This is a genomic window from Kitasatospora sp. NPDC088742, from assembly GCF_055584905.1.
In genome coordinates this window covers 102,650-121,453 of record NZ_JBVJLD010000004.1, presented here as the reverse complement: position 1 = coordinate 121,453, position 18,804 = coordinate 102,650, and the positions used below count along the sequence as shown (strand labels likewise).

Genomic DNA, 18,804 nt, shown 5'->3' with positions numbered 1-18,804 from the left:
CACCGGGGCTCTCACCACCGGGGAGTGACGGATCCGGTCCCGCTGTCGCTCCTACAGGCATGGCGGAACGACGGACTGGGGTCGGCGTGGCAGTGGTGGGGCACTCGGTGGCAGGGCAGGCACCGGCGCGGCAGCGGCGTGCGCCGAGGATCACGGCGCTCGGCGGCGGCCAGGGGTTGTCCGCCTCGCTCTCCGCGCTGCGCCGGCTGACCACCGAGCTGACCGCCGTGGTCACCGTCGCCGACGACGGTGGCTCCAGCGGCCGGCTCCGGGCCGAGCTGGGCGTGCTCCCGCCGGGCGACCTGCGCAAGGCGCTGGCCGCGCTCTGCGGGGACGACGAGTGGGGCCGGACCTGGTCCGAGGTGATCCAGCAGCGCTTCACCGGCGACGGCGAGCTCGGCGGCCACGCGGTGGGCAACCTGCTGATCGTCGCCCTCTGGGAGAAGCTCGGCGATCCGGTGGCCGCGCTGGACTGGGTCGGCAAGCTGCTCAACGTGCAGGGCCGGGTGCTGCCCATGTCGGCGGTGCCGCTGGACATCGAGGCCGAGGTGCGCGGGCACGACCCGGCGCACCCGGCCCGGATGACCGCCGTCCGGGGCCAGGCCCACGTGGCCGTCACCCCCGGCACGGTGGAGTCCATCCGTCTGCTGCCCGAGGAGCCCCCGGCCGTCCCGGAGGCGGTCAAGGCGGTGCTGGACGCGGACTGGGTGGTGCTCGGCCCCGGCTCCTGGTTCACCAGCGTGCTGCCCCACCTGCTGGTGCCCGAGCTGGCCGCGGCGCTCTCCGACACCCGGGCCCGCCGCCTGCTCACCCTCAACCTGGCCCCGCAGCCCGGCGAGACCGAGGGCTTCACCCCGCAGCGCCACCTGGAGGTCTTCGCGGACCACGCTCCGGGGCTCTCGGTGGATGCGATCCTTGTCGACGAGCGCGCCGTCACCGGTGGCGCCTTCGGCCAGGCGGACCTGGCCGGACTGGAGAAGGCCGCCGGACGGATGGGTGCCGCACTGGTGCTCGACAAAGTCGCCGCCGCGGACGGGACGCCGCGACACGACCGGGAGCTGTTGGCGGCTGCGTACGACCGGATTTTCCGGACACATGGAAGGATCGGCCCATGGCGATGACGGCAGCGGTCAAGGACGAAATCAGCCGGCTCCCCGTCACCCGGGCCTGCTGCCGCAAGGCAGAGGTCTCGGCGATCCTCCGGTTCGCGGGCGGGCTTCACATCGTGAGCGGCCGGATCGTGATCGAGGCGGAGCTGGACACCGGCATTGCGGCCCGCAGGCTGCGCAAGGACCTGTTGGAGATCTTCGGGCACTCCTCCGACCTGGTGGTGATGGCCCCCGGCGGGCTGCGCCGCGGCAGCCGGTACGTGGTGCGGGTGGTGAAGGACGGTGAGTTGCTGGCCCGGCAGACCGGGCTGGTGGACGGGCGCGGGCGCCCGATCCGGGGGCTCCCCCCGGCGGTGGTCTCGGGCGCGACCTGTGACGCGGAGGCCGCCTGGCGCGGTGCCTTCCTGGCGCACGGCTCGCTGACCGAGCCGGGCCGCTCCTCCTCCCTGGAGATCACCTGCCCCGGCTCCGAGGCGGCGCTGGCCCTGGTCGGCGCGGCCCGCCGGCTGGGCATCCCGGCCAAGGCCCGCGAGGTGCGCGGGGTGGACCGGGTGGTGATCCGGGACGGCGACGCGATCGGCGCGCTGCTCACCCGGCTCGGCGCGCACGAGTCGGTGCTGGCCTGGGAGGAGCGCCGGATGCGGCGCGAGGTGCGGGCCACCGCCAACCGGCTGGCCAACTTCGACGACGCCAACCTGCGCCGCTCGGCCCGGGCCGCGGTGGCGGCCGGTGCCCGGGTGCAGCGGGCGCTGGAGATCCTCGGCGAGGAGGTGCCGGAGCACCTGGCGGCCGCCGGCCAGCTGCGGATGCAGCACAAGCAGGCCTCGCTGGAGGAGCTCGGCGCGCTCGCCGACCCGCCGCTCACCAAGGACGCGGTGGCCGGCCGGATCCGCCGGCTGCTGGCGATGGCCGACAAGCGCGCCTCCGAGCTCGGCCTGCCGAGCACCGAGGCCAGCCTCACCGACGAGATGGCGATGAACTGACGGAGCCTCAGCGGCCCACTCACCGAACGGCCGGTGTCCACATGGTGGACACCGGCCTTCGTGGCACCCGACGCCCCGTCAGGTGCCCCGGAGGCCGGGCCCAACTGCCCTGCGGGGCCGGGACGTAGGCCCCGAGAAGGTCCCGGAAGCCTGTCAGGGCTGGCCCGTGGCGGTGAGGCGATGTGCCCAGGCAGGCCCCGGAGGGGTAGGGTCATAGGTGGTCGGGGACATCCCATTTCCATCGCGTCGGGAGACCGGCGTACCCACTAAGGAGATCGGTTCGTGACGATCCGGGTAGGCATCAATGGATTCGGCCGCATCGGCCGCAACTTCTTCCGTGCGGTTAAGTCCCAGGGCGCGGACATCGAGATCGTCGGCGTGAACGACCTGACCGACACCAAGACCCTGGCGCACCTCCTCAAGTACGACTCGATCCTCGGAACCCTCCAGGCCGAGGTGTCGCACACCGCCGACAGCATCACCGTCGACGGCCACACCTTCAAGGTGATCGCCGAGCGCGACCCGGCCAACCTCCCCTGGGGTGAGCTGGGCGTGGACGTCGTCATCGAGTCCACCGGCATCTTCACCAAGGCGGACGCTGCAAAGAAGCACGTCACCGCCGGTGCGAAGAAGGTCATCATCTCGGCGCCGGCGACGGACGAGGACGTCACCATCGTGATGGGCGTCAACGACGAGAAGTACGACGCGGCGAACCACACCGTCATCTCCAACGCCTCCTGCACCACCAACTGCGTGGCGCCGATGGCCAAGGTTCTCCAGGAGAACTTCGGCATCGTCAAGGGCCTGATGACCACGGTGCACGCGTTCACCAACGACCAGGTCACCCTGGACTTCCCGCACAAGGACCTGCGTCGTGCGCGCGCCGCGTCCATCAACATCATCCCGACCTCGACGGGTGCCGCCAAGGCCACCGCCCTGGTCCTGCCCGAGCTGAAGGGCAAGCTGGACGGCACCTCGCTGCGCGTCCCGGTCCCGACCGGCTCGATCACCGACCTGGTGGTCACCCTCGAGCGCGAGGTCACCGTCGAGGAGGTCAACGAGGCCTTCCAGAAGGCCTCCGAGGGCTCCCTCAAGGGCATCCTGCAGTACACCGAGGACCCGATCGTCTCCTCCGACATCGTGAACTCGCCGTTCTCCACGATCTTCGACTCGCTGATGACCATGGTCCAGGGCAACCAGGTCAAGGTCTTCGGCTGGTACGACAACGAGTGGGGTTACTCGAACCGCCTGGTCAACCTCACCACCCTCGTCGGTGGCCAGCTCTGATCCAGCGGAAGCTGATGTGATGTGAGCAAGGGCCCGGACGCCTGGCGTTCGGGTCCCTGCTCTGTCCCACACCCGGGTCGGGACCCCCGGGTAGCCACTGCCGAGCGGTCCGCCGTCGTGCCGCTTCCACCTCCTCTTCCCAGGAGATCCGTCCACCGTGAAGAAGATCGAAGACCTCCAGGTCAACGGCCAGCGGGTGTTCGTCCGCGCCGACCTGAACGTGCCGCTGTCCAACGGTGCCATCACCGACGACGGCCGCATCCGCGCCGTCGCCCCGACCATCGCCAAGCTGGTCGCGGCCGGTGCCAAGGTGATCGTCGCTTCCCACCTGGGCCGCCCCAAGGGCGAGCCCGACCCGCAGTTCTCGCTCGCCCCGGTCGCCGTGCGCCTCGGTGAGATCCTCGGCCGGCCGGTGGCCTTCGCCACCGACACCGTGGGCGAGAGCGCGAAGGCCACCGTCGCCGCCCTGGCCGACGGCGAGGTCACGCTGCTGGAGAACCTGCGCTTCAACGCCGGCGAGACCGCGAAGGACGACGCCGAGCGCGGCGCCTTCGCCGACGAACTCGCCGCGCTGGCCGACCTCTACGTGGGCGACGGCTTCGGTGCGGTGCACCGCAAGCACGCCTCGGTCTACGACCTGCCCAAGCGCCTGCCGCACGCGGTCGGCGACCTGATCGCCACCGAGGTCGGCGTGCTCAAGCGCCTGACCGACGAGGTGGAGCGCCCGTACGTGGTGGTGCTCGGCGGCTCCAAGGTCTCCGACAAGGTCGGCGTCATCGACAACCTGCTGGGCAAGGCCGACCGCATCCTGATCGGCGGCGGCATGGCGTACACCTTCCTCGCGGCACTGGGCCACGAGGTCGGCATCTCGCTGCTGCAGAAGGACCAGATCCCGACCGTCCTGGAGTACCTGGAGCGGGGCAAGGCCAACGGCGTCGAGTTCGTGATCCCGGTCGACGTGGCGATCTCCGCCAGCTTCCCGGACACCAAGACGCACGCCCCGGTCGAGGACTTCGAGATCGTCGACGCGGACAAGATCCCCGCCGACAAGGAGGGCCTGGACATCGGCCCGAAGACCCAGCAGCTGTTCGCCGAGAAGCTGGCCGACGCGAAGACCGTGTTCTGGAACGGCCCGGTCGGCGTCTTCGAGCACCCGGCCTTCGCCGAGGGCACCAAGGCCGTCGCGCAGGCGCTGCTGGACAGTGACGCGTTCACCGTGGTCGGTGGTGGCGACTCCGCCGCCGCCGTCCGCATCCTGGGCTTCGACGAGAACGAGTTCGGGCACATTTCGACCGGCGGTGGCGCCAGCCTCGAGTACCTGGAGGGCAAGACCCTCCCCGGTCTCGCCGCCCTGGAGGACTGACACATGACGGACCGTCTCCCGCTGATGGCGGGCAACTGGAAGATGAACCTCGACCACTTCGAGGCCATCCGCCACACCCAGGCGCTGGCGTTCTCGCTGGCCGACAAGGACTACGAGGCCGTCGAGGTCGCCGTCCTGGTGCCCTTCACCGACCTGCGCTCCGTGCAGACCCTGGTGGACGGCGACAAGCTGAAGCTCAAGTACGGCGCCCAGGACCTCTCGGCGCACGACTCCGGTGCGTACACCGGCGAGGTCTCCGGCCCGATGCTCTCCAAGCTCAAGTGCGCCTACGTGGCCATCGGCCACTCGGAGCGCCGCCAGTACCACGGCGAGAACGAGGAGATCGTCAACGCCAAGGTCAAGGCCGCCTACCGGAACGGGATCACCCCGATCCTGTGCGTCGGCGAGCCACTGGACATCCGCAAGGCCGGCACCCACGTCGAGTACACCCTGGCCCAGCTGGACGGTGCGCTGGACGGCGTCCCGGCCTCTGACGCCGAGTCCGTCGTGGTCGCGTACGAGCCGGTCTGGGCGATCGGCACCGGCGAGGTGGCCACCCCGGAGGACGCGCAGGAGGTCTGCGCGGCGATCCGGGTCCGCATGGGCGAGCTGTACTCGGCCGAGCTGGCCGGCAAGGTCCGTGTGCTGTACGGCGGTTCGGTGAAGTCGTCCAGCGCGGCCGGCCTGATGGCCAAGCCCGACGTGGACGGTGCGCTGATCGGCGGTGCCTCGCTGGACGCCGACGAGTTCGTCAAGATCGTGCGCTACCGTGACCAGGCAGTAGGCTAACGCCCCACCGGCAACGTAGGCTTTGGGGCCGGGACCGCTTCGGGCGGCCCGGCCCCTTCGCCGAAGATACGAGAGATTGGTCCCGCTGTGGTTCTCGGGTTCACGATTAGCCTGATCGTCTTCAGCCTGCTGATGATCCTCCTGGTGCTGCTGCACAAGGGGAAGGGCGGCGGTCTCTCCGACATGTTCGGTGGCGGCGCGATGTCCACCGGCGGCGGCTCCGCGGTGGCCGAGCGCAACCTCGACCGGATCACCATCATCGTCGGCCTCGGCTGGTTCGCCAGCATCGTGGTGCTCGGCCTGGTGCTCAAGTACAAGAGCTGACACCGTACTTCGGGTCCTGCGGGTACTGCCGGACTCCTGACGTGGCGTCGGATCGCGGCTTATGCTCGAAAGCGGTGAAGAGCCGGGAGCGGTGCGGACAGATCCTTAACCGCTGCTTACACTAGGACGACTTCGCCACCGGGCGTGGGCGTTCCAGCTCCTTATCCCGGGCAGCGGCCTAGATCGCAACGCACCAGTAAGCCTTCGCAGGGAGTCAGACCGTGGCAAGTGGCAACGCCATTCGTGGTAGCAGAGTCGGCGCCGGCCCGATGGGCGAGGCGGAGCGCGGCGAGTCCGCCCCCCGCAACCGGATCTCCTTCTGGTGCGCGAACAAGCACGAGACCAAGCCGAGCTTCGCCGCCGAGGCGGTCATCCCGGACACCTGGGACTGCCCGCGGTGCGGCTTCCCGGCGGGTCAGGACGAGCACAACCCGCCCGCGCCCTCGCGGAACGAGCCCTACAAGACCCACCTCGCCTACGTCCGGGAGCGTCGCACCGACGCCGACGGCGAGGCCATCCTGGCCGAGGCGCTGGCCAAGCTCCGAGGCGAGATCTGATCCCCCCGGTCTGACCGGGCGTCAACCACAGCGCGTACGCGTCAGGGCCCGGCTTCCCTTCGGAAGCCGGGCCCTGACGCGTACTCAGGATCAGGCCGAGGCCGGGGGGTACAGCTGCGGCGGGATCTTCGCCGCCGCCGCCCGGTCCAGCAGCCAGAGGGTGCGGACGGTGCCCTGGGCGGCCGAGGCCGGGGCCAGCAGCTCGCCCGGGCCGGAGAGGGCCAGGGCGACGGCCCCGGCCTTGTCCTCGCCGGCCGCCAGCAGCCAGACCTCGCGGGCCGAGCGGATGGCGGGCAGGGTCAGCGAGACCCGGGTGGGCGGGGGCTTGGGCGCGCCCCGGACCCCGACCACGGTCAGCTCGGTCTCCCGCACACCGGGGTGCTCGGGGAACAGCGAGGCGACGTGGGTGTCCGGGCCGACGCCGAGCAGCAGCACGTCGAACTCCGGCACCGGGCCGCGCCCGGCGGCCTTCGCCAGCTCCTCGGCGTACCGCTCGGCGGCGGACTCGACGTCCGAACCGTCCGGGCCGTCCGAGGCGGGCATCTCGTGCACCCGGGCCGGGTCGAGCGGCAGGGAGTCCAGCAGCTCGGCCCGGGCCTGGGTGGCGTTGCGCTCCGGGTCACCGGCGGGGAGGTAGCGCTCGTCGCCCCACCAGATGTCCAGCCGGGCCCAGTCCACCGCGTCCCGGGCCGGGGAGGCGGCGATGGCGGCCAGCAGCGCGTTGCCGTTGCGGCCGCCGGTGAGCACCACCGAGGCGGTGCCGCGGGCGGCCTGGGCGTCCACGATCCGGGTGATCAGCCGGGCCGCGGCGGCCTGGGCCATCAGCTCCTTGTCGCCGTGGACCACCAGTTGGGGAGTGGAGGCCGTGCTCACGAGCCGGCCTTCTTCCGGGTGGTGGCCTTCTTGGCGGCCGGGGCCTTGGCCGGGGTGGCCTTCTTGGCCGGGGCCTTGGCGGTGGTGGCCGCCTTCTTGGCCGGGGCCTTGCGGGCCGGGGCCTTCGGCGCCTCCGAGACCTCCGGGGCCGCAGTGACCTCCGGGGCCGCGGCCGTCTCCTCGACCCGGGCGGTGACCCGGGCCGGGGCGGCGACGGCGGCCTCGACGACCGGAGCAGCCGTCACCTGCTCCGACCTGGGCTCCTTCAGACGCTCGATCGGCGTCTTCACGGCGGCCGCGTAGATGTCGTCCGGGTCGAGCCGGCGCAGCTCCTCGGCGATCAGCTCGGCCGTCTCCCGCCGCTTGAGGGCGACCTGACGGTCCGGCGCACCGGGCATCGACAGGGTGCCCATCAGGCCGTCCGGGCGGTCCAGGACGATGTCGCCGTCCTCGGTCCGCAGGGTCACCGAGGTGATGCCCGGACCGGCCGTCACCACCCGCTCCACCGGCACCCGCAGACGGTTCGTCAGCCAGAGGCCGAGCAGCTCGACGCTCGGGTTGTACGACTCGCCCTCGACCACGGCGGAGGTGATGGTGACCACCCGCTGGTCCAGCGCGGCGGCCAGCATGGAGCGCCAGCCGGTGATCCTGGTCCAGGCCAGGTCGGTGTCGCCGGGGGTGTAGCTGGCGGCCCGCTGGGCCAGCTGCCCGACCGGGGACTCGGCGGTGACGGCGTCGGTGATCCGACGCTGGGCCAGCGCGCCGAGCGGGTCCTGGGCGGGGTGCAGCGGGGCGTTCTCCGGCCACCAGAGCACCACGGGGGCGTCCGGCAGCAGCAGCGGGAGGACCACCGACTGGGCGTGCGAGGCGAGTTCGCCGTGCATCCGGAGGATGACGGTCTCGCCCGAGCCGGCGTCGGTGCCGACCAGGATCTCCGCGTCGAGCCTGGTCTCGGCCCGGGCCCGCGGCGAGCGGCCGGCCCGCTTGATGACGGCCAGGATGCGCGAGGGGTGCTCGCGGGAGGCGTCGTTGGCGGCCTTGAGGGCGTCGTACGCGCTGCCCTCGTCGGTCACGATCACCAGGGTGAGGACCATGCCGGCCGCGGTGGAGCCGCTCTCCCGGCGGGCGTCCATCAGGGCCGCGTTGATCTTGCTGGAGGTGGTGTTGGTGAGGTCGGTCTTCATGGCCGGCGCCAGCTCCTGCCGTCTCGTGCGAGCATCTCGTCCGCCTCAGCGGGGCCCCAGGTGCCGGAGGGGTACTGGGCGGGCTTGCCGTGGGTGTCCCAGTACTGCTCGATCGGGTCGAGGATCTGCCAGGAGAGCTCGACCTCCTGGTGGCGCGGGAACAGGTTGGCGTCACCGAGCAGCACGTCCAGGATGAGCCGCTCGTACGCCTCCGGGCTGGACTCGGTGAAGGACTCGCCGTAGGCGAAGTCCATCGTGACGTCGCGGACCTCGAAGGAGGTGCCCGGCACCTTGGAGCCGAACCGCACGGTGACGCCCTCGTCCGGCTGGACCCGGATGACCAGGGCGTTCTGCCCCAGCTCCTCGGTCGCGTAGGAGTCGAACGGCAGGTACGGGGCGCGCTGGAAGACCACCGCGATCTCGGTGACCCGGCGGCCCAGCCGCTTGCCGGTGCGCAGGTAGAACGGCACCCCGGCCCAGCGGCGGTTGTTGATCTCCAGCTTGATGGCGGCGTAGGTGTCGGTCTTGGACTCGGGGTTGATGCCGTCCTCGTCCAGGTAGCCGACCACCTCCTCGCCGCCCTGCCAGCCGGCCGCGTACTGGCCGCGCACGGTGTGCTCGCCCAGCTCGGCCGGGAGCCGGACGGCGCTGAGCACCTTGAGCTTCTCGGCCACCAGCGCCTTGGGGTGGAAGGAGGCCGGCTCCTCGATGGCGGTGAGCGCCATCAGCTGGAGCAGGTGGTTCTGGATGACGTCACGGGCGGAGCCGATGCCGTCGTAGTACCCGGCCCGGCCGCCGATGCCGATGTCCTCGGCCATGGTGATCTGCACGTGGTCCACGTAGGACCGGTTCCAGATCGGCTCGAACATCGAGTTGGCGAAACGGAGCGCCAGGATGTTCTGGACGGTCTCCTTGCCGAGGTAGTGGTCGATCCGGAAGACCTCGTCACGGGGGAAGACCTCGTGGACGATCCGGTTCAACTCCTGGGCGCTGGCCAGGTCGTGGCCGAACGGCTTCTCGATCACCGCGCGGCGCCAGGAGCCGGCCGGCGGGTCGGCCAGCCCGTGCTTCTTGAGCTGCTTCACCACGATCGGGAAGGCGCTGGGCGGGACGGACAGGTAGAAGGCGAAGTTGCCCCCGGTACCCTGCGCCTCGTCCAGCTCGGTGATGGTCTTGCGCAGGTGCTCGAACGCCTCGTCGTCGTCGAAGGTGCCCTGCACGAAGCGCATGCCCTTGGCGAGCTGCTGCCAGACCTCCTCGCGGAAGGGGGTGCGGGCGTGCTGCTTGACCGCGTCGTGGACCTCCTTGGCGAAGTCCTCGTCCTCCCACTCGCGGCGGGCGAAGCCGACGAGCGAGAAGCCCGGCGGCAGCAGGCCGCGGTTGGCCAGGTCGTAGATGGCCGGCATCAGCTTCTTGCGCGACAGGTCGCCGGTGACCCCGAAGATGACCAGGCCCGACGGCCCCGCGATGCGCGGGAGCCGTCGGTCTGCGGGGTCACGCAGCGGATTCGAGGGCGCGAGCGGGGGTTCGCCCTGCTCGCCCTCGGCCCCGGACAGGTCGGGGAAGGTTTCAGTGCTCACTGGTGGTGAACTCCGCTTCGTGAACGTCGGTGTGAGCGGGTGTCAGTTCTCGTCGGCGCCGTGCTTGTTCGAAAGCGCGGCCAGCGAGGCGGTGACGGTGTCCAGCAGCTCGTTCCAGGACTGCTCGAACTTCTGGACTCCCTCGTCCTCCAACACCTGGACCACGTCGTCGTAATCCACGCCGGCGGCGGCGATGGCGTCCATCACGCCCTGGGCGTCGGCGTAGTTGGGGGTGATGGTGTCACCGGTGACCACGCCGTGGTCGCCGGTGGCGTCCAGGGTGCCCTCGGGCATGGTGTTGACGGTGCCCGGGGCGACCAGCTCGGTCACGTACAGGGTGTCCGGGAGGTTCGGGTCCTTGACACCGGTGGAGGCCCAGAGCGGACGCTGCGGCTTGGCACCCGTGGCCTCCAGCGCCTTCCAGCGCTCGCCGCCGAAGACCTCCTCGTACGCCTGGTAGGCGAGGCGGGCGTTGGCCAGCGCGGCCTTGGAGCGCAGCTCCTTGGCGTCGCCACCGATCTTGTCGAGGCGCTTGTCGATCTCGGTGTCCACGCGGGACACGAAGAAGGAGGCGACCGACTCGATCTGGGACAGGTCCAGGCCGGCGGCCTTGGCCGTCTCCAGGCCCGTCAGGTAGGCGTCCATCACCGCGCGGTAGCGCTCGAGGGAGAAGATCAGCGTGACGTTGACGCTGATGCCCTTGCCGAGCACCTCGGCGATGGCGGGCAGGCCGGCCTTGGTGGCGGGGATCTTGATCAGCACGTTGGGGCGGTCCACCAGCCACCACAGCTGCTTGGCCTCGGCCACCGTCGCGGCGGTCTCGTGGGCCAGCCGCGGGTCGACCTCGATGGAGACCCGGCCGTCGCGGCCGTTGCTCGCGTCGTAGACCGGGCGCAGCACGTCGGCCGCGTCGCGCACGTCCGAGGTGGTGATCATGCGGATCGCCTCGTCGGTGGTGACCTTGCGGACCGCCAGGTCGCGCAGCTGGCCGGCGTAGGCCTCGCTGCCGCCGCCGATGGCCTTCTGGAAGATGGTCGGGTTGGTGGTGACGCCGACCACGTGCTTGCTCTGCACCAGCTCGGCCAGGTTCCCGGAGTTCAGCCGGTCACGGCTCAGGTCGTCCAGCCAGATCGCCACGCCCTCGTCGCTGAGGCGCTTCAGTGCGTCAGTCATGGTGCTCAATTCCTCTTCTGATCTGATGGGAAGTCAGGAAGGGGTGAGAGGTCCGGACGGACCCCTCACCCCCGGTGGTGACTAGCGCGAGATGGCCTCGACGGTGCGCAGCGAGGCGCGGGCGGCGTTGGCCACGGCGTCGGCGGTCAGGCCGAACTCGCGGAAGAGGACCTTGTAGTCGGCCGAGGCGCCGAAGTGCTCCAGGCTGATGATCCGGCCGGCGTCGCCGACCAGCTCGCGCCAGCCCTGGGCGATGCCCGCCTCGACCGAGACCCGGGCCTTGACGTTCGGCGGCAGCACGCTGTCCCGGTACGCCTGGTCCTGCTCGTTGAACCACTCGATCGAGGGCATCGAGACGACCCGGGTGGGGATGCCGTCGGCCTCCAGCTCCTCGCGGGCCTGGACGGCCAGCTGCACCTCGGAGCCGGTGCCGATCAGGATCACCTTGGGCGCCGCGTCGGAGGCCTCGGCCAGCACGTAGCCGCCCTTGGCGGTGCCCTCGGCGGAGCCGAAGACCTCGCGGTCCCAGGTCGGGACGCCCTGGCGGGTCAGCGCCAGGCCGACCGGGCCGGGGTGGCTGGTCTGACGCTCCAGCACGGTGCGCCAGGCGACGGCGGTCTCGTTGGCGTCGGCCGGGCGGACCATGGCCAGGCCCGGGATGGCGCGCAGCGAGGCCAGGTGCTCCACCGGCTGGTGGGTCGGGCCGTCCTCGCCGAGGCCGATCGAGTCGTGCGTCCAGACGTAGGTGACCGGCAGCTTCATCAGCGCGGCCAGCCGGACCGCCGGGCGCATGTAGTCGGCGAAGACCAGGAAGGTGCCGCCGAAGACGCGGGTCTTCCCGTGCAGCGCGATGCCGTTCATGGTCGAGCCCATGGCGTGCTCGCGGATCCCGAAGTGGATCGTCCGGCCGTACGGGGAGGCCGACTTGAGCGGGTTCCCCTCCGGCAGGAAGGAGCTGTCCTCGTCGATCGTGGTCAGGTTGGACTCGGCCAGGTCGGCCGAACCGCCCCAGAGCTCGGGGATGACCGCGCCGAGCGCCTTGAGGGTGTCGCCGGAGGCCTTGCGGGTGGCGACCTCCTTGCCGGCCGGGAAGACCGGGACGGCCTTCTCCCAGCCGTCCGGCAGCTCGCCGATGGAGATCCGGTCGAACTCGGCGGCCCGCTCCGGGTTGGCCTCGCGCCAGGCGTGGAAACCCTTCTCCCACGCGGCCCGGCCGGCCTTGCCGCGCTGGACGACCTCGCGGGCGTGGTCGATGACCGCGTCCGAGACCTCGAAGGTCTTGGTCGGGTCGAAGCCCAGCACCTTCTTGGTGGCGGCGATCTCGGCGTCGCCGAGCGCGGAGCCGTGCGCCTTGGCGGTGTTCTGGGCGTCCGGGGCCGGCCAGGCGATGATGGTGCGCATCGCGATGATCGACGGGCGCCCGGTCTCGGCCTTGGCGGCGTCCAGCGCGGCGGCCAGCGCGTGGACGTCCACGTCGCCGTCGGCCTTCTGGGTGATCCGCTGCACGTGCCAGCCGTACGCCTCGTAGCGCGCGAGCACGTCCTCGGAGAAGGCGGTCTCGGTGTCGCCCTCGATCGAGATGTGGTTGTCGTCGTAGAGCGCGACCAGGTTGCCCAGCTTCTGGTGGCCGGCCAGCGAGGAGGCCTCGGCCGAGATGCCCTCCTCCAGGTCGCCGTCGCTGACGATGGCCCAGACGGTGTGGTCGAACGGGGAGGTGCCCGCGGGGGCCTCGGGGTCGAACAGGCCGCGCTCGTAGCGGGCGGCCATCGCCATGCCCACCGCGTTGCCGATGCCCTGGCCCAGCGGGCCGGTGGTGGTCTCGACCCCGGCGGTGTGACCGTGCTCCGGGTGGCCCGGGGTGCGGCTGCCCGCGACCCGGAAGGCCTTCAGGTCGTCCAGCGACAGCCCGTAACCGGACAGGTAGAGCTGGGTGTAGAGCGTCAGGGAGGTGTGACCGGGGGAGAGGACGAAGCGGTCACGGCCGGCCCACGCGGGGTCGGTCGGGTCGTGGCGCAGGAAGCGCTGGAAGATGACGTACGCGGCGGGGGCCAGCGACATGGCCGTCCCCGGGTGCCCGTTGCCGACCTTCTGGACTGCGTCCATGGCCAGGACACGGGCGGTGTCGACGGTCCGCTGGTCCAGCTCGGTCCACTCGAATGCGTTCGGCGTGGTGCTCACCCTTTCTCAGGGCTCCTTCCATGTGAAGAGTGACCCCGTGATGGACCGGGCCGGCCACGGCGCTGTGGACCTGACGTCTCGTTGGTTCCGGTCACGGAGGGTTGATCCCGCTTCTCTGTGCGAGCCTACCGCCCGGGCGGGCCTTCACCCTGCGTGGCAGGACATCCCGGACGTACCTCCCGGGATTCCGGTGGACCGTGTCACCTGCTCACCGTCCACCCTCACCCGGAACCCGTCCGACGGCCCGTCAGGAGGGCAGGACGGGGGACGGGGCCGCTTTGCCACGATTCACCCGGCGGTGTGCGGTTCCGCCTCGCCGGAGGACCCCGGCGCCGGTCCCGGTATATGGAGCGTCTAAGGTGGCGTGGTACGCGCAGTGCGGACGGATTCGGCACGTTCTGGTTCCGGGGACGCCTGTGAAGATTCACCGTGAGTTGGGGTGTCCGTGACCGCCGTTGAATCCCGTCCTGCCGGGGTGCTGGGGACTTCCCCTGCCCGCAGGCCGTTCGGGGCCCGCGTCGGGGCGTTCGTCGCGCTGACGAAGCCCCGGATCATCGAACTGCTGCTGATCACCACCGTCCCGGTGATGTTCCTGGCGCAGCGTGGCGTGCCCGATCCGCTGCTGGTCGTCTGGGTGGTGGTCGGTGGGTACCTCTCGGCCGGCGGCGCCAACGCCCTCAACATGTACATCGACCGGGACATCGACGCCGTGATGTCGCGGACCGAGCGCCGCCCGCTGGTGACCGGCATGGTCTCGCCGCGCGAGGCGCTGGTCTTCGGCATCTCGCTGGCCGTGCTCTCCACGGCCTGGCTCTGGCTGCTGGTCAACCCGCTGGCCTCCGGGCTGGCGCTGGCCGCGCTCCTCTTCTACGTGTTCGTCTACACGCTGGGCCTGAAGCGGCGCACCGCGCAGAACATCGTCTGGGGCGGCATCGCCGGCTGCATGCCGGTCTTCGTCGGCTGGGCGGCGGTGACCAACTCGCTGTCCTGGTCGGCGCTCGTGCTCTTCCTGGTCATCTTCTTCTGGACGCCGCCGCACTACTGGCCGCTGTCGATGAAGGTCCGGGAGGACTACGTCAAGGCGGGCGTGCCGATGCTGCCGGTGCTCAAGGGCAACCTCGCGGTGGCCCGTCAGATCGTCGCCTACTCCTGGGTGATGGTCGGGGTGTCGCTGCTGCTCTGGCCGCTGGCGCACACCAGCTGGCTGTACCCCGTCTCGGCGGTGGTGCTCGGCGCCTTCTGGCTGAAGGAGGCGCACGGGCTGCACTCCCGGGCCAAGGCCGGGGTGGTCGGGGCGAAGCTGAAGGAGATGCGGCTGTTCCACTGGTCGATCACCTACCTGACCCTGCTGTTCGTGGTCATCGCGGTGGACCCGTTCATCGGCTGACACGACGTCACGACGGAGGCCCCCTGCGGGGGGCTTTCGGCGTTTTCGGGGGCGTCGTGGTCATCGCGGTGGACCCGTTCATCGGCTGACACGACGTCACGACGTCAGAAGGGCCCCCGCCGAGGCGGGGGCCCTTCGTGTCTCAGCGGCCGGGGAGTTCGCTGGGGCCGACGTGGTCGTCGAGCCAGGCCATCAGCGGCTGGGTCGCGCGGATGAACTCGGCGATCCGTTCCGCGGCCTCCGGGGTGCCCATCCAGGCGGCGGGCTCCCACTCGCGCCAGGCGACCAGGCCCTTGTTGCGCAGCAGCCCGATCCTCGGATGGTCCTTGGTGAAGCCGCGCGGAGTGCTCTTCAGCGGCTCCTGCCCGTGCACCCCGATGCCCGGCTCGGCCTCGACGGCCGCGATCACCCGCTCCAGCTCGGCGCCGGTGACGTCCTCGGCCACCGCCGCCCGGTAGCGGGCGAGTTGGTCGGTGGCGAGCCGGTACATGCCGTTGCCGCAGGCCAGGTGGTCGGCGGAGAGTTGGATGTAGCCCCCGCTGTCCAGCCAGCCGCCGATGTGGGTCTTGTACGGGGTCTTGTCCTTGCTGAACCGGACGTCCCGGAACGGCCGGAACACCTTGCCGGCCCCGAACTCGGGCTCCAGCGCGTCCAGCAGCGCGAGCATCGGGGCGCGGACGTCCTGCTCGTAGCGGGCCTTGTGGGCCTGCCAGAACGGCTTGGAGTTGTCGGTCTCCAGCTGTTCGTAGAACTCGAAGGCCTCGGCGGGCCACCCTTGGAAGGTCACCCGGCCAGCCTATGTGTCCGGCCGCACACGCCGCTGCCGTCGCCAGACTGACTACCCGTCGGTAGCATGCGGTCCATGAGCAGCGCAGAGACCGCCACCACCGCCGCGCCGGACGCCCGCGCCGAGCGCCGTGCCCAGCGCCGTGCCCAGCGCATCGCCAAGAACATCCAGAGCTTCGCCAAGCAGCACGGCGGCTCCGTCGAGGGCGTGGTCGAGAACGTCAGCGGCATCGCCACCCGGATCGTGCTGGTCGGCGCGGACGGCTCCTGGGGCGACCAGGTCGCGCCCAGCCGGGCCGTCGGCCTGCGCGCCGCCGAGCTGGCCGGGGTGAAGCTGCACGAGGACTTCGAGGGCGAGCTGGCCCTCAAGGTGCGCACCAGCGCCTACGAGTGGAAGCGCATGGCGGGCGTCCAGCTGGGCGGCTGACGGACCGTACGCCGGAGGCCCGGACCCCCACGGAGGGGGTCCGGGCCTCCGACGCATCGTCAGGCGTCCTGCAGCGCCTTCGCGGCGGCCTGGGCCGGGACGGCCAGCACCGGGCGGCGGCGCAGCGAGAGCGGCACCCGCAGGGCGGCGATCCAGACCAGCGCCGCGCCGAACATGTGCAGGCCGACCAGGATCTCCGGGGCGTCGGTGAAGTACTGGACGAAGCCGATCAGGCCCTGGGCGAGCAGCACCACCAGCAGCTCCACGGCCCGGCGGCGGGCGGCCTTCGGGGCCTTGACCGCGGCCAGCGTGAAGATCACCGCGACGGTCAGGCCGAGCGCCAGGAAGACGAAGTCGGTGTGCAGCTGGGCGAGCCGGTCGTAGTCCAGCGGGATCCGGGCGACCGGCTTGCCGTCCTTGCTGGAGGCACCGGGGTGGTGGCCCGCGCCGGTGACCAGGGTGCCGGCCACCACGAGCAGGCCCATCGCCACCACCAGCACGTCGGCCAGCCGCCGGACCGGGCGGGGCACCAGCGGCTCCGGCTCCCCGTCGCCCTCCTTGGCCCGCTCCCAGGTCAGCACCGCGACCCAGACCAGGCCCATCGCGGCGATCAGGTGCGCGCCGACGATGTAGGGGTTGAGGCCGGTCAGCACGGTGACGCCGCCGAGCACCGCGTTGCTCATCACCAGCCAGAACTGGGCCCAGCCCAGCCGGCTGACGCTCCGTCGCCACGGCTGGGTGCAGCGCCCGGCCAGGGTGACCCAGGCGACCGCCGCGCAGAGCACGTAGGTGAGCATCCGGTTGGTGAACTCGATGACCCCGTGCACGCCCATCTCGGCGGTGGGGGTCAGGCTCTCGGAGGTGCAGCGCGGCCAGGTCGAGCAGCCGAGCCCCGAGGCGGTCAGCCGGACGGCGCCGCCGGTCACCACGATGACCACGCTCATCACCAGTGCGGCCAGCGCGGCCCGGCGGACGGTCTCGGCGGTCGGGTGCCAGCGATCGGCGAGCAGGGCGGAGGGAGTAAGCACGCCAGACACTGTAATTCGCCTTATAGGTGATCAATGCACCAGGGCGCCACCCGCCGTCAGGCGCGTCTCCTGCCCTTGAGCCGGCGGGGCCAGGGGAACAGCCGGGGTCTGCGTTTCGCCGCCAGGTCCTCGATCCAGCCGAAGCAGAGCACGAACAGCCCGATCAGCGGGACGCCGACGAGCAGCTGCGGGTACATCGTGCGCAGCAGCCAGCCGAGGTTCTCCGCGAGGAAGTCGCTGCGCCAGCACAGGTCGACGATCGGGACGGAGAGCTCCAGCGCCAGCGTGTGCCAGAGGTAGACGCTGACGGCGCGGGCGTTGAGCAGGCTGATCAGGCCGTTCCAGCGCTCGAGCTTCGGCGGCCACTCCTTCCACGACGGGCTGAGGTGGAGCAGCAGCAGGACGAAGCCGAAGGACCAGATCGCCTGGCCGACCGGGACGCTCTCCAGGTCGGTGACCTCGGTCGGGTCGATCACCGGGCGGCTGGTGTACCACCAGTAGCCGGCCAGCATCACCAGCGGCGCGACGGACGGGGCGACGTACTGCGGGAGCTTCTTGAGCAGGCCCTCGTTGTGGGCCATGCCGAGGATCCAGCAGGAGCCGAAGACCAGGAAGTCGCTGAGGGTCTCCCAGATCCGGCCGTCCTCGGGGAGGTAGCCGCTGGCCATCGCCAGCGCCAGCGGGGTCAGCACGGTGACCACCGGGAAGCGGCGCAGGCAGCGCAGCATCAGCGGGGAGAGCAGGACGTACCAGAGGTAGGCCCGCAGGTACCAGAGCGGGACGCCGACCTGCTCCCCCCAGGAGTGCTCCATCAGCCCGCCGAAGCCGGGCAGGTCGCCGACCGGGAACGGCGGGGTGGAGAGCGGCATGATCCAGAGCGCCATCTTGCCCCACCACCAGCCGGGGTGGCCCTCGGAGTTCGGGCCCCAGCCGTCCAGGATCCACAGGGTGGTGACCACCGCGCCGAACAGCCAGAGCGGCGGCAGCAGGCGGCGCAGGCGGCCCCGGATCACGCCGAGCGCGGGCTTGGCCAGCGAACGGGCCATCAGGGAGCCGGCCAGCGCGAACATCACGCCCATGGATGGGAAGACCAGCGGCAGCCAGCTCCAGTTGAAGTTGTGGTAGAGCACCACGCGGCCCAGGGCGAGCGCCCGGAGCAGGTCGAGGTAGCGGTCCCGGCCGCCGCCGCGCTTCACCGGGGCGGGCTCGCGCTCGGCATCGGGCTCGGCGGCGGCAGGCTCGGGGAGCTGCCACTCGTCGGGGATGCGGGGCTGCGGCAGGACGCGCAGCTGGACTGTTTCGATGTGCTGCGGGTGGCTGGACATGGGCGGTTCCTGCGCGGTGAGGACGGAGCGGGCGGCGCGGGGGAGGCGGTGCCGCGGGCGGGGAGGTTCAGCGGGCCGGGGTGGTGGCCGGTGTGACCACCGCGTCGACCCGGATCGTGGCCGGCACGGGCGCCTGGGGCCGGGCGCCGAGGAGGGGAGAGGCGGTCATCCTGCCTGACGCTAGTGCAGCCCGGTCGGCTGATTGACCGTCAATGTCCGATCTGAGAGGTTCTGCGCTCCCCTTGTGACCGGATCGAGATTACGTACACCCGAGGGCTGGCAGACCACCGTCAGGTCGTCGCGGTGTCCGTTTCATCCTCATAAACCGTCAACTCTCCCGAAGCGCCGGGCATCCGGGGGCAGTCTCGGTCATTCCGGACATTGGTCTTGACCAGTCGGGGGCTGGCTGGAAAGAGTGCGCCCTGACCCATATTCGATATGGCCGCACCCA

At 71.2% G+C, this 18,804-nt stretch carries 17 protein-coding genes; 9 read left to right on the top strand and 8 right to left on the bottom strand.

Annotated elements, in window-relative coordinates:
- Positions 1 to 59: 59 nt before the first annotated feature.
- The 7 genes from ACZ6ZR_RS06150 to ACZ6ZR_RS06120 all read left to right on the top strand — a co-directional run bounded on the left by ACZ6ZR_RS06150 (position 60) and on the right by ACZ6ZR_RS06120 (position 6,412).
- Entirely contained in the window at positions 60 to 1,121 is a 1,062-nt protein-coding gene (locus ACZ6ZR_RS06150) for a gluconeogenesis factor YvcK family protein (RefSeq protein WP_465639828.1), read from the top strand.
- Entirely contained in the window at positions 1,112 to 2,092 is a 981-nt protein-coding gene (gene whiA, locus ACZ6ZR_RS06145) for a DNA-binding protein WhiA (protein ID WP_345288653.1), read from the top strand. Before ACZ6ZR_RS06150 ends, whiA begins: the two co-directional genes overlap by 10 nt.
- 282 nt (positions 2,093 to 2,374) lie before the next feature.
- Positions 2,375 to 3,379, top strand: coding sequence for a type I glyceraldehyde-3-phosphate dehydrogenase (gene gap, locus ACZ6ZR_RS06140; protein WP_465639827.1), 1,005 nt, complete (start codon positions 2,375 to 2,377; stop codon positions 3,377 to 3,379).
- A gap of 157 nt (positions 3,380 to 3,536) precedes the next feature.
- Positions 3,537 to 4,742 (top strand): phosphoglycerate kinase, encoded by a 1,206-nt coding sequence (locus tag ACZ6ZR_RS06135; protein ID WP_465639825.1) that lies wholly within the window; start codon positions 3,537 to 3,539, stop codon positions 4,740 to 4,742.
- Positions 4,743 to 4,745: 3 nt separating this feature from the next.
- Positions 4,746 to 5,531: a triose-phosphate isomerase gene (tpiA, locus tag ACZ6ZR_RS06130; protein ID WP_465639823.1), complete on the top strand. Its 786-nt coding sequence runs from the start codon at positions 4,746 to 4,748 to the stop codon at positions 5,529 to 5,531.
- 87 nt (positions 5,532 to 5,618) lie between these two features.
- Positions 5,619 to 5,855, top strand: a complete 237-nt coding sequence (secG, locus tag ACZ6ZR_RS06125; protein ID WP_402300681.1) for a preprotein translocase subunit SecG — start codon at positions 5,619 to 5,621, stop codon at positions 5,853 to 5,855.
- Positions 5,856 to 6,076: 221 nt separating this feature from the next.
- Complete coding sequence (locus ACZ6ZR_RS06120; protein ID WP_082598926.1) at positions 6,077 to 6,412, top strand: RNA polymerase-binding protein RbpA; 336 nt, start codon at positions 6,077 to 6,079, stop codon at positions 6,410 to 6,412.
- Between the two features lie 90 nt (positions 6,413 to 6,502).
- On the opposite strand, the gene pgl is transcribed toward ACZ6ZR_RS06120, so the two are convergent.
- The 5 genes from pgl to tkt all read right to left on the bottom strand — a co-directional run bounded on the left by pgl (position 6,503) and on the right by tkt (position 13,400).
- Positions 6,503 to 7,234 (bottom strand): 6-phosphogluconolactonase, encoded by a 732-nt coding sequence (pgl, locus tag ACZ6ZR_RS06115; RefSeq protein ID WP_465640069.1) that lies wholly within the window; start codon positions 7,232 to 7,234, stop codon positions 6,503 to 6,505.
- Between the two features lie 47 nt (positions 7,235 to 7,281).
- Positions 7,282 to 8,469, bottom strand: a complete 1,188-nt coding sequence (gene opcA / locus ACZ6ZR_RS06110; RefSeq protein ID WP_465639821.1) for a glucose-6-phosphate dehydrogenase assembly protein OpcA — start codon at positions 8,467 to 8,469, stop codon at positions 7,282 to 7,284.
- The gene (gene zwf, locus ACZ6ZR_RS06105) at positions 8,466 to 10,025 is read right to left on the bottom strand and encodes a glucose-6-phosphate dehydrogenase (RefSeq protein WP_465640067.1); all 1,560 of its coding nucleotides are present in this window, start codon (positions 10,023 to 10,025) and stop codon (positions 8,466 to 8,468) included. Before zwf ends, opcA begins: the two co-directional genes overlap by 4 nt.
- 66 nt (positions 10,026 to 10,091) lie before the next feature.
- The gene (tal, locus tag ACZ6ZR_RS06100; protein ID WP_465639819.1) at positions 10,092 to 11,222 is read right to left on the bottom strand and encodes a transaldolase; all 1,131 of its coding nucleotides are present in this window, start codon (positions 11,220 to 11,222) and stop codon (positions 10,092 to 10,094) included.
- Positions 11,223 to 11,303: 81 nt separating this feature from the next.
- Positions 11,304 to 13,400, bottom strand: coding sequence for a transketolase (gene tkt, locus ACZ6ZR_RS06095; protein WP_465639817.1), 2,097 nt, complete (start codon positions 13,398 to 13,400; stop codon positions 11,304 to 11,306).
- 445 nt (positions 13,401 to 13,845) lie between these two features.
- Between tkt and ACZ6ZR_RS06090 the strand changes: the two genes are divergently transcribed.
- Complete coding sequence (locus ACZ6ZR_RS06090; protein WP_465639815.1) at positions 13,846 to 14,787, top strand: heme o synthase; 942 nt, start codon at positions 13,846 to 13,848, stop codon at positions 14,785 to 14,787.
- A 142-nt stretch (positions 14,788 to 14,929) separates the two neighbouring features.
- Here ACZ6ZR_RS06090 and ACZ6ZR_RS06085 read toward each other — a convergent pair whose 3' ends face one another.
- The gene (locus tag ACZ6ZR_RS06085; RefSeq protein ID WP_465639813.1) at positions 14,930 to 15,574 is read right to left on the bottom strand and encodes a DUF2461 domain-containing protein; all 645 of its coding nucleotides are present in this window, start codon (positions 15,572 to 15,574) and stop codon (positions 14,930 to 14,932) included.
- Between the two features lie 75 nt (positions 15,575 to 15,649).
- On the opposite strand from ACZ6ZR_RS06085, the gene ACZ6ZR_RS06080 reads away from it, so the two are divergent.
- Positions 15,650 to 16,000: a hypothetical protein gene (locus ACZ6ZR_RS06080; RefSeq protein WP_465639812.1), complete on the top strand. Its 351-nt coding sequence runs from the start codon at positions 15,650 to 15,652 to the stop codon at positions 15,998 to 16,000.
- A 59-nt stretch (positions 16,001 to 16,059) separates the two neighbouring features.
- Here the strand turns inward: ACZ6ZR_RS06080 and ACZ6ZR_RS06075 are convergent, their stop codons facing one another.
- Positions 16,060 to 17,037 (bottom strand): COX15/CtaA family protein, encoded by a 978-nt coding sequence (locus ACZ6ZR_RS06075; RefSeq protein WP_465639810.1) that lies wholly within the window; start codon positions 17,035 to 17,037, stop codon positions 16,060 to 16,062.
- Positions 17,038 to 17,084: 47 nt separating this feature from the next.
- A complete protein-coding gene (locus ACZ6ZR_RS06070; RefSeq protein WP_465639808.1) occupies positions 17,085 to 18,353 on the bottom strand; it encodes an acyltransferase family protein in 1,269 nt (422 codons plus the stop codon).
- Between the last annotated feature and the right edge of the window lie 451 nt (positions 18,354 to 18,804).

Bases quoted from the DNA above. Each gene is read 5' to 3' on its own strand.
- pgl (WP_465640069.1), bottom strand. From the start codon at position 7,234: ATGGCCCAGGCCGCCGCGGCCCGGCTGATCACCCGGATCGTGGACGCC.
- tpiA (WP_465639823.1), top strand. From the start codon at position 4,746: ATGACGGACCGTCTCCCGCTGATGGCGGGCAACTGGAAGATGAACCTC.
- tal (WP_465639819.1), bottom strand. From the start codon at position 11,222: ATGACTGACGCACTGAAGCGCCTCAGCGACGAGGGCGTGGCGATCTGG.
- ACZ6ZR_RS06080 (WP_465639812.1), top strand. From the start codon at position 15,650: ATGAGCAGCGCAGAGACCGCCACCACCGCCGCGCCGGACGCCCGCGCC.
- ACZ6ZR_RS06070 (WP_465639808.1), bottom strand. From the start codon at position 18,353: ATGTCCAGCCACCCGCAGCACATCGAAACAGTCCAGCTGCGCGTCCTG.
- ACZ6ZR_RS06150 (WP_465639828.1), top strand. From the start codon at position 60: ATGGCGGAACGACGGACTGGGGTCGGCGTGGCAGTGGTGGGGCACTCG.
- opcA (WP_465639821.1), bottom strand. From the start codon at position 8,469: ATGAAGACCGACCTCACCAACACCACCTCCAGCAAGATCAACGCGGCC.
- whiA (WP_345288653.1), top strand. From the start codon at position 1,112: ATGGCGATGACGGCAGCGGTCAAGGACGAAATCAGCCGGCTCCCCGTC.